Below are 14,450 nucleotides of genomic sequence, written 5' to 3'. Positions count from 1 at the left end.
ACCTAAAGTGTAATAATTTTTAATAGTTAGCTTTATAATAACTCAAAGGAGACAACATTATGAGTATTGAATTTAATACAGTTTTCTCCATGTAATTATCAATGTTGTATTGTAAAAATGCGTTTCATAATCAAAGTTTTTTCTTAGTGACTAGATGATTCCTACTATTAGTTTAAGCCTACTATTAAATTATTTGTAGCTCACGTAGAGCAAAATCAATACCATCCTCAACTGATTTCTTCGTTACATAGTCAGCGACTTTTTTTAATGCTTCGCTACCATTACCCATTGCAATGCCAAAGCCAACCTGCTCCAGCATGTCGATATCATTATCTCCATCACCAAAAGCAAGCGCTTTCTCAGGACTCAAGTCGAAATAATCTAGTACAGCATGGACAGCAATAGATTTGGAAACATCCTGTTGTAAAACATTTGTAATGTAAGGATGCCACCTTTTAAATAATAAATGAGGAAATTTTGAAGTATACTTTTTCTCTATATCCTCATCACCATATAAACACATTAAATAAACCTCTTGAGCTAAAATATCCTCATTAATAACAGGAAACTCTTGCAAAGATAATGTTTCTTGCATAGCTTTTAAAGTCTTTTCTTCTTGGACGTTATTCATTGACAATTGTTCTGTAAAAAAAGATAAACTTTGCTTATTTTCATCAGCAAAAGCCTTAACTATCTGGACAATTTCTTCTGCAACAGGTATTTTATGTATGACTTGATCTTGGTGCTTAACATATGCACCATTAGCTGTAATAAACGTCTCTATTCCTACATTTCTTAAATCCTGGCACATCGATAAAGGTCTTCCTGTAGCAGCAACAATATGAATTCCTTTACTCTTTAATTGTTGAATAGCGTTCCTTGTACTTTCTTCAATGCAACCATCTTCATAGTTTACAAGCGTTCCATCCACGTCAAAGAATACAATTTTATAATCCATCGTTCTCTCCTCCTTATCGTTTTACATAATTTCATTAGGTATATCTATTAGAGAAACATCACCAAGTAATGGTTTTTATTCCCATTCCAGCTAGGCGCTTTCCTGGGGGCGTCCAGCCTCTACTCCAATCAACACATACAATTCAAAGTGTCGTCCACAACTTTTGGTGATGAATCTAATTTGAAGACAGCTAATTTCCGCTACGGGTAAGCGTTGAGTGATTCCTCTTTATCGGTCAATAATAACCCTGTTTTTTCCCAATCAATACACTTGTAATTTTACATTAAGAAACATCTTTACACCAAGATTACAAATAGGTATTACCACCTATATAAACAATTTTATAATAAAAAAATAAAGAGCTATTTAATTTAACATTTGTACGTAATTTGACAAACTAAAATAAATGTATAACTTACTCCAACTACACCGATAAATACTATTACGGGTTCATATCGAAATTTCAAATAACTAAGAAAGTAATGAACATTTTTATTTTAATAATCCTAAAGGAGTATACCAAAGAACATAGAATTGTTAATATAAAGGTAACTAAATTAAACATATTGAACGATACTATCCATCATATAAATAGAACAAAAGAAACAATAATAGTCTGGATGTAAAGGAGTTGATTCTTATGGCATTTAACATTTACTACTATGAAAGTAGTGTGGATTGTAAGTTTTGCAAAAAGCATTTTACTACATATAAAGTACGCCCTAATCGATATAAAGTTATCGAAGAACAAACAGACTTCATGCCAGTTTACGAAGGTTTAAACCCGTTATTGTATGAAGTTGCCGTTTGTCCACATTGTGGCTATGCTTACCACAAATCTATGACAAGAACATATGGACCTTTCATGCTTCTTATTGATGAGCTATACATAAAAGAGCTTAAAAACCCAATGGATATGTGCAAGGAACGTACAATCGATGATGCCATTGTAAGCTTTAAATTAGCTTATCTTGTATCAAGAGCATCCATGGAAGAATCACTTCTTATGGCCAATTTTGCATTAAAAATAGCCTGGCTATATCGCTTAAAAAATGATAGTGAATCGGAAATGCGCTACCTCTTGGCTGCAAGGGACTTTTACAGCAAATCTTTTGCATCCAATCAAGAGGGCGGAGAGAGAATTCAATTTTTACATGCAGAATTAAGCCTTCGACTCGGAGATATTGCTGAGGCAAAAAAAGGATTCTCTCGACTAATAGCAGATCGAAATGTTTCCAATAAATATCGAAAACTAGCACGAAATCGCTGGGAAAACTATAAATATGACGAGCAACCTAACAACGCAAATGAAAATATAGAAGAAGTCATCAATTGAAGTAAACGAGGAGAATAATCAACATGCAGCTATTTACTAAAAGGATTGATGTGAGAGAAGAAGATATTTTTTCAGAACTACATCATTTTTTACTGAGAAAAAATAATCGCTATTTAACGAATGATGAGGTAGTTGCATTAACTGGGGTTTCAACTGAGCTACTCTATAAATGGGTAAAAGCAGGAAAATTAAAAAAATCGATTTTCCCTAATTTAGGCGCACCTTGTGAACGCTGTGGACAAGTTACTCAGGCAAAAATCTGTGTCAGCTGCTCATCAACCATCGTTAATACATTAAAACAAGAGGAAAAGGATCGTGCATGGTTCAATCAAATACAGCGGAATAATCCAAGAGCTAGCACGTATCACTATAAATAAAACAATTAACATCTCTACAGTGTACTTACGCTTTGGAGATGTTTTTTTACCTGCCCTCGCTCGAATAATCCAAAATAATGACATTCGACCAAATTTAAACAAAATTTAAACAAAGTCCCCTTTTACTTTAAACTTTACTATCTATAATTGGTCTTAACATATAGCGAAGGACTGATAGAAAGTGATAAAAGGTAAGAAACGTAAGGTTTTATTATCATTAAGTATTGCACTAACAAATTTTGTAGCGTTCAACGGAGTTTCAAATGCATCCGCTGCAGTTCCAGCGGTAGAAGAACGCGTAGCTTTAGATAACAAATTAGAAGTGAAGCAAACTCGCACATCCAATGAAACTCTTCAAGATTGGAAAAAGTGGACAAACGACCACGCTTACAGCTTAACATCCATTCAACCTGAAGCAGTTGGTCAACAAAACATCCCATCTACTAAATTTGAAGATTTAGAGATGCTAAAGCCTTTATTGCATGATAAGCGCATCGTTTTTTTAGGGGAAAGTTCACATGGCGCAGCAGAATTTAGTCTAGCGAAAACACGTTTAATTCAATTTTTACACCAAGAAATGGGCTACAATGTCCTAGCTTTCGAAAGCGGGATGGGGAATGCCATGAATGCTCAAGGACAAATTGATAAACAAACAGCGAAACAAACGATGAAGGATGCTATTTTTGGTGTATGGTGGACAAAAGAAACACTGCCGTTATTTGAGTATGCTAAAAAAATACAGAATACCGATAAACCTTTAAAATTAGCAGGCTTTGATATTCAACAGCAAGGTGCATTCACAAACGGGGACTGGCTACAAAATAGTAAGCTTGCAAAACAGTTCAGTGAAGTAGAGGAGCAACTTGTTGACTGGAGCTTCGGTACAGATCTAAAAGGCTACCAAAAGGCGAAACCAAGCATTATCGAAGTGTATAAACAAGTAAAATCACAAGTACAGCTAAAAGAAAAAGAGTTAAAAGCGGCTTATCCGAGCGAGCCTCATATTGTAAAGCTTATGGAACGTACTTTAGCTGACCGTATCCGTTTAGCAGACGAATATGTAGAACTATCAATTCAATCAAATATTGATTTAGAACAAAATAAATATGATTCATTTTTAAAGACAATGGAATGGCGTGACCAATCAATGATGGAAAACCTTCTTTGGTTAGCAGAGGAGATTTATCCAACTGAAAAATTTATCGTCTGGGCGCATAATGACCATATTCGTAAAGTACAATCCGAAGTAATGGGTTCTCCTTATCCGGTAAAATTGATGGGTGAACGTCTACCAGATAGCTACAAGAAATATAGTTATATACTTGGTCTTTACATGACTAGTGGCGAAACAGCAAACAATATGGGTGAACCTATGGCCGTTTTACCGACAGTAAAAGGATCAATCGAGGATATTCTTTCATCGTCAAATAAACCATACACATTTATCGACATGCGAAACCGTCAAAATGAGAGAGGAAACTCATGGATGTTTGAGCCACGTTTATCGTATAGCTGGGGAATGATTCAGGAAAGTCTTGTTCCACGAGATCAATATGATGGCCTTCTGCTGATTGATAAAGTAAGCAAACCTAATTATATTAAATAATAATATAAAAATAGCAAACTAGCTTTTCTAGTTTGCTATTCTTCATGTATATTTAAGTATCCATCGACATGTTATCCCATTCTTCACTTCGATGCCCTATCATCCAGAACAATCCTCTGCGTCTTTCCATGACGATGCTTTCATTCATCCCTGCAGGAGCTGCTTGGTCTTTTATACGACTATCTACGCAAGCCCAATGGTATCTGTAAATTTTGTCGGCCTCATCTAAGATCTCTTCCTGACTACGCATAGTAGTTTGTAAATAAAACTGTTCAAACGATTCGTAGTTAGAAACCACTTGAATTGCATACTCGCAATCGCACACTTCATCAGGAAAATCGAGCTTCTCAACAAATCCAAGTGCCCAAATAAGTGTCCAATAAGCCTCATATTGCCAAGAAATATTAATAGCTTCTTTCCCATTTGGTTCTGACGTATGTAAAAAGTCTCTTTCATTGCTAGTTAGATAATTATCCACATCATATTTACGCAACATATTGACGAAAAACTCTCTCGATTCATCTACATTTTCGCCTTGTGCTACATCACAGGCGAATTGGATAACTATTAACAAGGCTACAGCCCTTCTAGCGATGTCCTCTTGCGTTTTAAACTGACAAGCCTCAATTGGTGAGAGCTGAGGAAGTGAAGTTGTATATGGAATAGCTCTTTCCTTTAAATATACTATCGTGTTATTTTTTCTTTGCTCGCCTTCTTCTGATGTCACCTCTTGTCCCATTACCTTGCGTGTACATGCATGAGGTCTGAAATTTGATGGTCCTGATAGCCCGTCATGATAAACAATAACGATCCCTTCATCATCTAATAAAGTGCCATTCGGTAAAAAGCCAATCCCCCCTATACTTGATAGCAAGTTCGTAAATAACTGCAGCTGATCTTCATTTATCTCTTTTTCCGATTCAATCGCAATCACTGTATTTAAAACAGATATTTGAGTCAAAACTAATTCTTTTAAGTTGTCATCTTCAAAAGGAATGTTATCGTAATAACCCATCATCCCAGGAATATTATTAGCGAAGTAATCTGGATTCGAATCTTCAGACATGACTCTAATTATTAATTTATATTTTTTAAACAGTGCCTTGGATTTTATTACATACTCATTGTCATTTTTATCGATTGCAAAGCCCTTTACAAAAACATCTGAAATTTTTACTTCAATATCATCAATGTTGTTCTTAGATGCAAATATAGTGAAATAGTTCATTCTTCTCTCCCCTTTTATTCACCAACTATCTAAGCCTGCAAGAGCTTGGCTAAACAGCTGTTTATTTTTCCGTAGTATTTCGTTTTCCTTCCAAAAAGCAAGTAATTGTCTCCAATTGTCTTTATCTACACATGTTGTTGGCGCAATTTCATGCTGCATCATTTGCCATACCGACCGTATCACTATAAGCCTTTCTACTTCACTGCCGCTCAACCATTCAAATAACGTCTCTGCACTTGGCTGTGATTCTGCTAAAAGCGTAGCCCATCCATCTATAGGAAATGAAACATACGGCTTCATCCAAGCTATAGTTTTCGGATTATGAAAATGACGTAGTCGGTGAAAAGCTGTATATGGATCAATCGTCTTTTTCTCAATATCTTGAAGAACAAGAGATAAACCTTCTTCTACTGGTAGACAATTTGCTGTTAAATAATCTCGAACCCGGCTAGGAATATCATTTTTGTCACTCCAAAGCGTCCTTACCCAATCACTTGCCTTCACCGCACAAACCTTTGCTAGCACTTCACTCCATGCTTCTTTATTTGCTGGTGGCAGTGATTGTTCAATTTTATTTCGAAGTGCATAATACACCGTACTAGGATCAAACTGTGCAAATGCTTCTGGAACTCTATCTTTCACTCCATGCATCGATACATATATTAATAAGGATTCTAAGTTAGACATTGCTTGCTTCAGAGTTAGTGTGAAATATTGTTCTAGCCAATTCAACCATATTTCAGAGCTAGTCAGGCTCAAATCCAAACCATCCTCACTACAAAACTGTCGATGCTGGCCACAATCTGCACCTATACAACCTAAAGCTGTGGCTCGTTCAGTATAGATTTTAAAACTCCCAACAAGTAGGTCAAACTCATCTTCCTCATGACTCCAATACCAAACGGAACCATCCTCAATCCTAATAAGAAGTGCATCACCGTTTCCAGCTGTATGAAACTGTAAGTATAGTTGTTCATCTAGATTTTCACCGTTTCCGCCGAAATCAGGGAATTCAAGCTCTTCCAAGCTCCAGCCAAAATCACCTGAAGGTGTATATTCTAGTTCAATAGGAAGTAGGGCCTCGTCTGGCAAAGACCAATACATTCCCACTTGTCGCGAACAAAGTAATAATAAATTACGGAACTCAAAAGGAATACGAACGCCAAGTCGCTCCTCTACTATTAGTAGCTCGTTCTCTGTAGCTACTGGCTTTATCTCAAGCGGATGCACCCTGGCCCCTTGCTGTTCAAGCTGTTTTAATAATTGCGTCCATCGTTCAGCCCATGTTTGCATGACTATTCCTCCATGTTAAGAAAAGTACTCTAATAAATATACCGTCTGCTCTTTGGGTTTTAGCAGTATAAATACTGTTCCGCCACCAATGATCGACATAAAGCGATAACGCTCAGTTGCCCCACGAATCAAGCTCTCATCAATACCATAGTCATGCGTGACGTTCCATTTTAGATTCATGAAAAACTCCTCGCTCATCTCTTGCGCTTCTTCTTTACTAATTAACACCTCCGTATCATCGTGGCCCCAGCTTTCTGTTAGCTCTGTAATATGCCTAAATTCTCCGGTGCATTCATAATGATATCTAGTAAATTCATAGCTATAAAATGCTTCAGCATAATAATCCACATCGAAATTTTTAGCTAATTGATTCAAACCATCTTGGATTCCCATTTTGTATTTATTGACAGTTATTTTATTTTCCAGGTAGTAATTTTTGTTTTTTGCAAAATCAGTTTGCAGAAAAGCATATACGTCCGGCATATTCCCATCCCCAAACACACGAAGATCTCCAAGAAAATCGTATTTTCCGTCTATGTAACGAAATCCCCAAAAGTTATTCTCTGCATTTAAATACTCTTCCTCGCAAAATAATCCATCAGTTCCTAAAAGGTGAAGGACATATTCAGTTCCTTCAACTACATCAGTAAAAGACAGCAATGGTCTAAAATAACAAGCTAAACGTACATCTACAAATACATCATTTGCTTTCGGATAAAGCGTTACCTTTTTTGGATCCATTTTTTCACCTCTCCATTTTACTGAAACGAATGATTCCTTCATTTTTTCTTCACTATTGTATCGTCAGGAAATCATTTACTTATTAGGACTAGATTTTAATTCGCTTTAAAACACTAGGATTTTACTTCCATTAAAGCTCAACATACATGCAAAATTACTTACCTTTACTAGTTCTTTTCTAATTGTTTTGAGTGAAATAGTATGTTGTTGACAATTAAGACGGCTCCCTCTATTATATAAATACATTCGAATGTATCTATAAGGAGATATTTTATGGCCAGAAATAAATATCCAGAAGTTACGAGAAAAAGAATTATTGAATCAGCTGTTAAATTATTCACTGTAAATGGTTGGGACAATGTAACAATTCAAGAGATTGTAGATGATGTGGGAGATATCACTCGAGGAGCTTTCTATCATCATTTTAAAACACGTGCTGATGTTATTGATGCCATTACAAAAGAAATGCTGATGGCAAATAATTATTTTAATGAAATATCCGATTTAGAAAACTTAAATGCTTTAGAACGTTTAAGGCAAGGAATTTCTTTTTCAATTTCTCAAAGTGTCAAAGAAGAAAACCTATCCACGATCCCTTTAAAAATGAATTCTGCTGAGTTTGTTTATAGTCGCATCACAGAAGGAATACAGGTTGTTGCGCCAGGCATTCAAAAAATTATTGAAGAAGGCAATCAAGACGGCTCGCTACAAATTGCTTTTCCGAAGCAAGCAGCTGAAACCTTTACAATGCTTTTTGACATTTGGATGAATCCAGAAATATTTCGTGTAAGCCGAGCTGAGTTTATTCAAAAAATCGAACATATTAGTTTACTGTTCGAAGGGATTGGAATGCCACTTGTAAATAATGAATTGAAGGGCGTATTTTTAGCTTTATTTGATAAAGTTCACGAATAGTAGACTACTTTATGTAGTTTATTATTTTAGTCTCTTACATACATTTGTATGTATGTATAGATTACTTGCAATTTTACATCATTGAACAATTACATACATTCGCATGTATGTTAAAGGAGATATAATATGAAAACCTTAGAAGTTATATTTACGATTGTTTTATTATTATCAAGCATTTTACTGACATTTAGACAGCGTGGGATAACTAAAATTAATATATTTATGTTAGTTGTCAACTATATATTATTATTAGCTACAATTATTTCAATTAGTGCTAACTGGCGTATGATCCCTGCTTATATTGTTTCATTACTATTGACACTGCAGGTTTTTGTAAAGCCTAAAAGCACAATTGTTTCAAAAAAGTTAAGTATGAAAATTTTAAAACTTGTAGGTATTGCTGCAGTAGCATTTGGAATGTTCACCTTACCAAAGCTTTTTCCAATCATATCTTTTCCTGAACCTACAGGAGAATATTCGGTAGGAACCCAGGCATTTCACCTCATCGATAAGAATCGTAAAGAATTTGTCGTACCTAATCATCAGGTAAATCGAGAATTAATGATACAGGTTTATTATCCTGCTGAAAAAGGGACTGGACAGCCCTCTCCTTACTTTGAACAGATAGAGGCCTTAACACAACAATTAGCAACCACACAAGGTTTTCCATATATCGCTACAACACATTTAGGATTGACGGAAACTCATTCTTATGAAGATGCGACGCCGATTAAGTCAAAAGAAAAATTCCCGCTTCTATTATTTGCACATGGAATGAGTTTATATAGTCGCCAAAACACCTTCCAACTAGAGGAGCTAGCAAGCCATGGCTATGTAGTGGTCGCTCTTAACTTTACAGGTGATGCGGCAACAACTGTATTCCCAGATGGAGATCGTGTGGATTTCACACCGATTGAAAATACAATTACCTTCCTGAGTGATCGTATCAAGCTTTGGGAACAGGATACATCATTTGTTTTAGATGAGGTCATTAAAGGTGATTTTGATAAGAATTTTAAAGCAATTGCAGCGTTAATAGATGATGACAATATTGGTATGCTAGGCCACTCTTTTGGTGGTGCGACTTCTGCACAAATGCTTGTAAAGGATGATCGCATTAAAGCGGCAATTGATATGGATGGTGGTTTATATGGTGACGCTATGCCAACAAATGGTCCAGAAAAGCCGTTTATGTTGTTGAATGCGGAGGCATCCATTAATTTTATGAAAGAAGCATATAGCCAACAACCAGGTAATCGAGATGAGTTGTTTGTAGAATCCTATTTAAGAAATAAAACGATTGAAAAGCCTGGTGTTTACACAGCTATTATTCCTAAAACAAATCATGGTAGTTTTACAGATTTAGCAGCAGTTTCACCAATTATTAATGAATCTGGCGCAGATGTGAATGCTATTTTTATGCTGATTAATGAATTGTCACTAGGCTTTTTTAATAAAAATTTAAAAGGAATCCATGACAATAAATTAGAAGAAATTCAGAAGGAACATCCTGAAATAAACTTAACGTTGCACTAAAGCATATTGTGTAGCAGGGTTGTTGATAAGTTAACTTATCAACAACCTTTTTTAATTTCTATCATAATTTTCGTTACATAATCCTCTTCACGATTTTTAATAACGGCGTCATAAATATATTCCTCATATACGTACTCCCCTAGTTCAAAACCGTTCACCTGCATAACCTTAAATAATCGCTCGTAAGTTTCACCAAGTATAGTAGAATCTCCTACATGGTATCCAACAATAAAATCTCCTTCAATCGCCTCGAAATATGGATGACCTTCTCGTGGGTGTGGCTGCTCTATATACAAATAACTATAATTATCATAGTTTCCGGCTAATACTTGCTCTCTTCTTGTAATTCCTCCAATGGGATAACCTGTGTCTAATTGAGAGCGATCTAATTCATCTATAAAGTCTGAAACAGCCTTCGTAAACTGCTCTTCCGTCGAATTCTCGATATTTTTACTTAAATACAACGTTGCCTCTGGCAGATGTTCAATCGTAATGCTATCAAAATCAAGATGTAAGGCTTCTTTTGTTAAATCGATTTTTACATCAATAATGCTTTCAATCATCTCTAGTTCTCGACGTTTTTTCGCTACAATTTTCTTTTGCTGATACATTAAGTCTAAGAAATTTTCAGGTGATTTTTCTGCCATATATTTTTGAATATCCTTTAAAGACATACCAACCTCCTTTAATAGCTCTATCACACTAAAAAATTCATATTGTGCAATGGAATAATAACGGTAGTCTTTACTATCCTTCATAATTGGGGATAATAAACCAATTTGATCGTAGTAAATTAGTGTTTGTTTATTAACCTTACAAATTTTAGCGAACTCACCAGTTGTAAAATATTTTACATTTTTATTAAACATTTTTAAGTTTCCCTCCTTGACTATATAGTTACTATATACATTAAATTGTAGCTATTCACAAGCAAATATGCCTCGGCATACTTGCGTCCGGAATCAGCTTTGTGCTTAGGTCATATCGCATGGATGCGATGATTTTAAGCAAACATCCTTTTAGAACTCCTTTCCGATTTCCGTGACATCCGCTGAAAGAAATTAAAAATAGAAAGGTTTTGACATTATGTTCACGGAAATTCGTGACATTACAGCTTTAAACAAAGAAGAAATATTGGCATTACGTATTGCAGATAATCAGCAGAATTTTATTGAAAGTACAAAACAATGCTTAGCGGAGGCAGCAACAGATAAACGCTTTATTCCTGTTGGATTGTATAGGGCAGATATTGCAGTCGGCTTCGCTATGTATGGTGTGTTCCCGCATAAGGACAATACACAACGTGTTTGGTTAGATCGCTATTTCATTGATGAGCGTTATCAGCACAAAGGATTAGGAAAATACTTTTTACAGCAGCTTATTCATTATTTAGTAGCTAAATACAGCTGTCAAAATATATATTTAAGCGTTTATGACAACAATATAATAGCTATTGAGCTATATAAGAAATTTGGATTCGTCTTTAACGGTGAGCTAGATGACAAAGGCGAAAAGGTGATGGTAAAGGAGGTACATGCTCATGACCACCATTAATCCAATTGAAACAAAACCACTAAAGCCCTTGTTTTTATCATACTTATTTCCGGCTATGATTGGTATGTTGCTGATGTCCGTCAATATTTTAGTAGATGGTATTTTCGTTAGTCACGGGGTTGGACCAACCGCTTTAGCAGGAATAAATATCGCCGTACCGATTTTCTCGATTTTACTATCTATTTCCCTTTGGATTGGTATGGGTGGGGCAACATTATTTTCAATTTCTCTCGGTGAGGGCAATAAAAAACGAGCGCACCAGCTCTTTACATTAGCATTTACAACAATGATCGTTGTCGTTATGGCATTGATTCTAATACTTTTAGTAAATTTAAAGGAAATCTCCTATATATTTGGGGCAAGTGATGCTACCTTTCCTTATGTTCAAGAGTACCTACTTGTTATTTTGATTTTCGGTGTGTTCTATACAATCGAAAACTTACTAAGCATTTTTATTCGAAATGATGGCAATCCAAAGCTTGCGATGCTAGGCTTAATCACTACATCTGTGCTAAACATTATTTTAAACTACATCTTTATTTTCGTGCTCCATTACGGCGTAACTGGCTGTGCCATAGCTACAGCACTCTCCACAATAATCGGTATGTCGGTGCTTTGCCTACATTTCTTCCGAAAGCAATCCGAATTAAAGTTTGTGCGTAAATTTTTCAGCCTATCTGATTTAAAGAAAATATTTGCTATTGGGCTACCAAGCTTTATCGTTGAAGCCTCCGTCGCTGTTATGGTTATTTTATATAATGTAACATTTTTACACTATTTGGGCTCAGATGGAGTGACCGCCTACGCGATGGTTAACTATATTCATACCGTACTATTAACAGTATTCCTTGGGATCGGTATGGCCCTACAGCCCCTAGTTAGTTATCACCACGGTGCGAGATTAATAGAGCGCTTAACAGCGTTATTGAAAATCGGTATTGCCACTGCATTTATTATGGGTTTAATTACTGTCATAATTGCTACGTTATTCCCTTCTCAGCTAATAGCATTGTTCGGTGACAGTACGTTTGAAATTCGCAATATGGCAACACAAGGCTTTGTACACTTTGCCATTGGGTATGTATTCCTTGGAGTAAACATGGTATTTGCGGAATTCTTCCAATCCATTGAAAAAATACGTCTTGCAACAACTATTATGTTATTTCGTAGTATTATATTATTTATCCCTGCTCTCGTACTATTGCCTAAATTCCTTGGCCCACAAGCTATTTGGTGGACATTCCCCGTCGCAGAAGGCATTACTGCATTGTTAATTTTTATATTTATGAAGAAAAAAACACATACAATTTTCTCAAAAGCAAGTTCCTTAAAGGCGCTATAAATGAAGCTAACCCCCTTTCAATCGAAAGGGAGTTAGCTGTTTAATTTCAATCTTTCCCCAGCCCAACCGTCTTTATCTCAATTAAGCTTTACTTGATAGTCGGGATGACCTTTTTTACACCTTTAGGGTATTTTTTATTTAATTCTATACAGTTTTTAAATACCTCTTTCCTTGTACATCGCATTATATGGCGTGAACGAAAATACTAATGTTGCTGTTAATAAAGTTGAAAGTAGCTTTTTCACTATACGCCCCCTTATGGATAGTATTACATAATTTTGAAGACAAATTCTAAAGGACCTTGAATGAGTCCCTTTTATTATTCATTTAAATATTTGATGACAGCCATTCTTTTTTACTAAAATTCCTCTTTCCTAAATAAAAGAAATAGCTACCTAATAGGGATATGAAGGCCATAAATAAAAACATAGTTGTTCCTCCATACACTGACAGCAAGATACCGCCAAACCATGGACCTACAAAATTTCCAAACTCACCTAAGCTTTGAGCTCCATAGTAAGTACCCCTTAAATTTGGTGGTGTAATTTCATCGACCTGAGAATATTCAGCTGGAATGACAAGTATCTCACCTAGAGTAAATACTAGCATGGAGATGATGAACGCTATCCAACTAGTTGAAAATGCAAACCCTATCTCTCCCAAAGAAAATAACACACACCCAAATGTTATTCTTTGTATAAATGTAAAACGCTCTGACCATCTAGTTAACGGAATTTGAAGTATTAGTACAATAAAACCGTTAATACTCATCAATGCTGCAAATAATTTTATCCCATCTATAATATTTGCCTGTAAATATTGAGAAAGTGTCACTGACATTTGACCATGCACAGTAGTTAATAATGTTCCACCTATAATAAATAATAGTAAAGGTACATCACTACGCAGTGTATTCCATAATAGTGTCATATTGATGCTTTCTTCGGATACAGGTGAATCGTCATGATCTTTAACAGCTCTAAGCATAAAATATAAAACAGCTGCATAGATAACATACACAGAAGAAGTTAATACAAATGCTATCGTACTACCACCTATACCTAAAAATGCACCTAACATAGGCCCTACAGCAAACCCAATGTTCAATGCTAAATAACGATTAGCAAACATTTTATATCTTTTACTATCTGGTGTTAAATCGGCCATTAATGCCTTTGAAACGGTGCCAAAGAAAGCTTGAGCCAGTCCCCTAAGAATACTAAAAAACATTAAACCAATAATATTTGTAGTAGTAATAAAACCAAAAAAAGCAATGCTTAACCCTATTAAAGATAGTAGCATTAATTTCTTTCTACCAATAAAATCTGAAAGGACTCCCCCAATTAGTCCACAAAAAGTTCCTGCTAAAGGACCTATACCAATAATAAATCCTATAGTCGCAAAATCTAAGTTTGCTGACTGACTTAAAAAAATAGCTAGAAAAGGCATACTCATTGAACTTGTTAAGGTAATTAGTATAGTGCCAAAAATTAATGTATGTACAATCGGATGATATTCCTTTATATAAGTCTGAATTCTACTCATTGCACAACCTCTTTGTTTT

Annotated in this window: 13 protein-coding genes; 7 read left to right on the top strand and 6 right to left on the bottom strand. The window is 35.4% G+C overall.

Annotated elements, in window-relative coordinates; translation table 11 throughout:
* Positions 1-184 precede the first annotated feature (184 nt).
* Positions 185-958 carry a Cof-type HAD-IIB family hydrolase gene (locus ACQKOF_RS03670; RefSeq protein WP_427553818.1) on the bottom strand — a complete coding sequence of 258 codons (774 nt, stop codon included), beginning with the start codon at positions 956-958 and terminating at the stop codon, positions 185-187.
* A 640-nt stretch (positions 959-1,598) separates the two neighbouring features.
* Between ACQKOF_RS03670 and ACQKOF_RS03665 the strand changes: the two genes are divergently transcribed.
* The 3 genes from ACQKOF_RS03665 to ACQKOF_RS03655 all read left to right on the top strand — a co-directional run bounded on the left by ACQKOF_RS03665 (position 1,599) and on the right by ACQKOF_RS03655 (position 4,277).
* Positions 1,599-2,294 (top strand): DUF2225 domain-containing protein, encoded by a 696-nt coding sequence (locus ACQKOF_RS03665; RefSeq protein ID WP_427553816.1) that lies wholly within the window; start codon positions 1,599-1,601, stop codon positions 2,292-2,294.
* A 23-nt stretch (positions 2,295-2,317) separates the two neighbouring features.
* Complete coding sequence (locus ACQKOF_RS03660) at positions 2,318-2,671, top strand: hypothetical protein (RefSeq protein ID WP_427553814.1); 354 nt, start codon at positions 2,318-2,320, stop codon at positions 2,669-2,671.
* A gap of 181 nt (positions 2,672-2,852) precedes the next feature.
* Positions 2,853-4,277: an erythromycin esterase family protein gene (locus tag ACQKOF_RS03655; RefSeq protein WP_427553812.1), complete on the top strand. Its 1,425-nt coding sequence runs from the start codon at positions 2,853-2,855 to the stop codon at positions 4,275-4,277.
* Positions 4,278-4,329: 52 nt separating this feature from the next.
* Here the strand turns inward: ACQKOF_RS03655 and ACQKOF_RS03650 are convergent, their stop codons facing one another.
* Genes ACQKOF_RS03650 through ACQKOF_RS03640 form a run of 3 tightly spaced genes read right to left on the bottom strand, consistent with a single transcriptional unit; the run spans position 4,330 to position 7,539 of the window.
* Positions 4,330-5,505, bottom strand: a complete 1,176-nt coding sequence (locus ACQKOF_RS03650) for a DUF4272 domain-containing protein (protein ID WP_427553810.1) — start codon at positions 5,503-5,505, stop codon at positions 4,330-4,332.
* 18 nt (positions 5,506-5,523) lie between these two features.
* A complete protein-coding gene (locus ACQKOF_RS03645) occupies positions 5,524-6,798 on the bottom strand; it encodes an SMI1/KNR4 family protein (RefSeq protein WP_427553808.1) in 1,275 nt (424 codons plus the stop codon).
* Between the two features lie 15 nt (positions 6,799-6,813).
* The gene (locus ACQKOF_RS03640) at positions 6,814-7,539 is read right to left on the bottom strand and encodes a hypothetical protein (protein WP_427553806.1); all 726 of its coding nucleotides are present in this window, start codon (positions 7,537-7,539) and stop codon (positions 6,814-6,816) included.
* 273 nt (positions 7,540-7,812) lie between these two features.
* On the opposite strand from ACQKOF_RS03640, the gene ACQKOF_RS03635 reads away from it, so the two are divergent.
* Together ACQKOF_RS03635 and ACQKOF_RS03630 are read left to right on the top strand one after the other, a co-directional pair.
* Positions 7,813-8,454 carry a TetR/AcrR family transcriptional regulator gene (locus ACQKOF_RS03635; RefSeq protein ID WP_427553804.1) on the top strand — a complete coding sequence of 214 codons (642 nt, stop codon included), beginning with the start codon at positions 7,813-7,815 and terminating at the stop codon, positions 8,452-8,454.
* A gap of 126 nt (positions 8,455-8,580) precedes the next feature.
* Positions 8,581-9,990, top strand: coding sequence for an alpha/beta hydrolase family protein (locus ACQKOF_RS03630; protein ID WP_427553802.1), 1,410 nt, complete (start codon positions 8,581-8,583; stop codon positions 9,988-9,990).
* Positions 9,991-10,028: 38 nt separating this feature from the next.
* On the opposite strand, the gene ACQKOF_RS03625 is transcribed toward ACQKOF_RS03630, so the two are convergent.
* A complete protein-coding gene (locus ACQKOF_RS03625; protein ID WP_427553800.1) occupies positions 10,029-10,859 on the bottom strand; it encodes a MerR family transcriptional regulator in 831 nt (276 codons plus the stop codon).
* 217 nt (positions 10,860-11,076) lie between these two features.
* Between ACQKOF_RS03625 and ACQKOF_RS03620 the strand changes: the two genes are divergently transcribed.
* Together ACQKOF_RS03620 and ACQKOF_RS03615 are read left to right on the top strand one after the other, a co-directional pair.
* Positions 11,077-11,544, top strand: a complete 468-nt coding sequence (locus ACQKOF_RS03620) for an N-acetyltransferase family protein (protein ID WP_427553798.1) — start codon at positions 11,077-11,079, stop codon at positions 11,542-11,544.
* Positions 11,531-12,886: an MATE family efflux transporter gene (locus ACQKOF_RS03615; protein WP_427553796.1), complete on the top strand. Its 1,356-nt coding sequence runs from the start codon at positions 11,531-11,533 to the stop codon at positions 12,884-12,886. The genes ACQKOF_RS03620 and ACQKOF_RS03615 overlap by 14 nt, the downstream gene beginning before the upstream one ends.
* A 327-nt stretch (positions 12,887-13,213) precedes the next feature.
* Here the strand turns inward: ACQKOF_RS03615 and ACQKOF_RS03610 are convergent, their stop codons facing one another.
* Positions 13,214-14,431 carry an MDR family MFS transporter gene (locus ACQKOF_RS03610; RefSeq protein WP_427553794.1) on the bottom strand — a complete coding sequence of 406 codons (1,218 nt, stop codon included), beginning with the start codon at positions 14,429-14,431 and terminating at the stop codon, positions 13,214-13,216.
* Positions 14,432-14,450 lie beyond the last annotated feature (19 nt).

It is taken from the genome of Lysinibacillus sp. NPDC093190 (genome assembly GCF_050280425.1).
Taxonomy (GTDB): domain Bacteria; phylum Bacillota; class Bacilli; order Bacillales_A; family Planococcaceae; genus Lysinibacillus.
The sequence above is the reverse complement of the archived record's forward strand: the minus strand, read 5'-3'. Positions and strand labels throughout refer to the sequence as shown.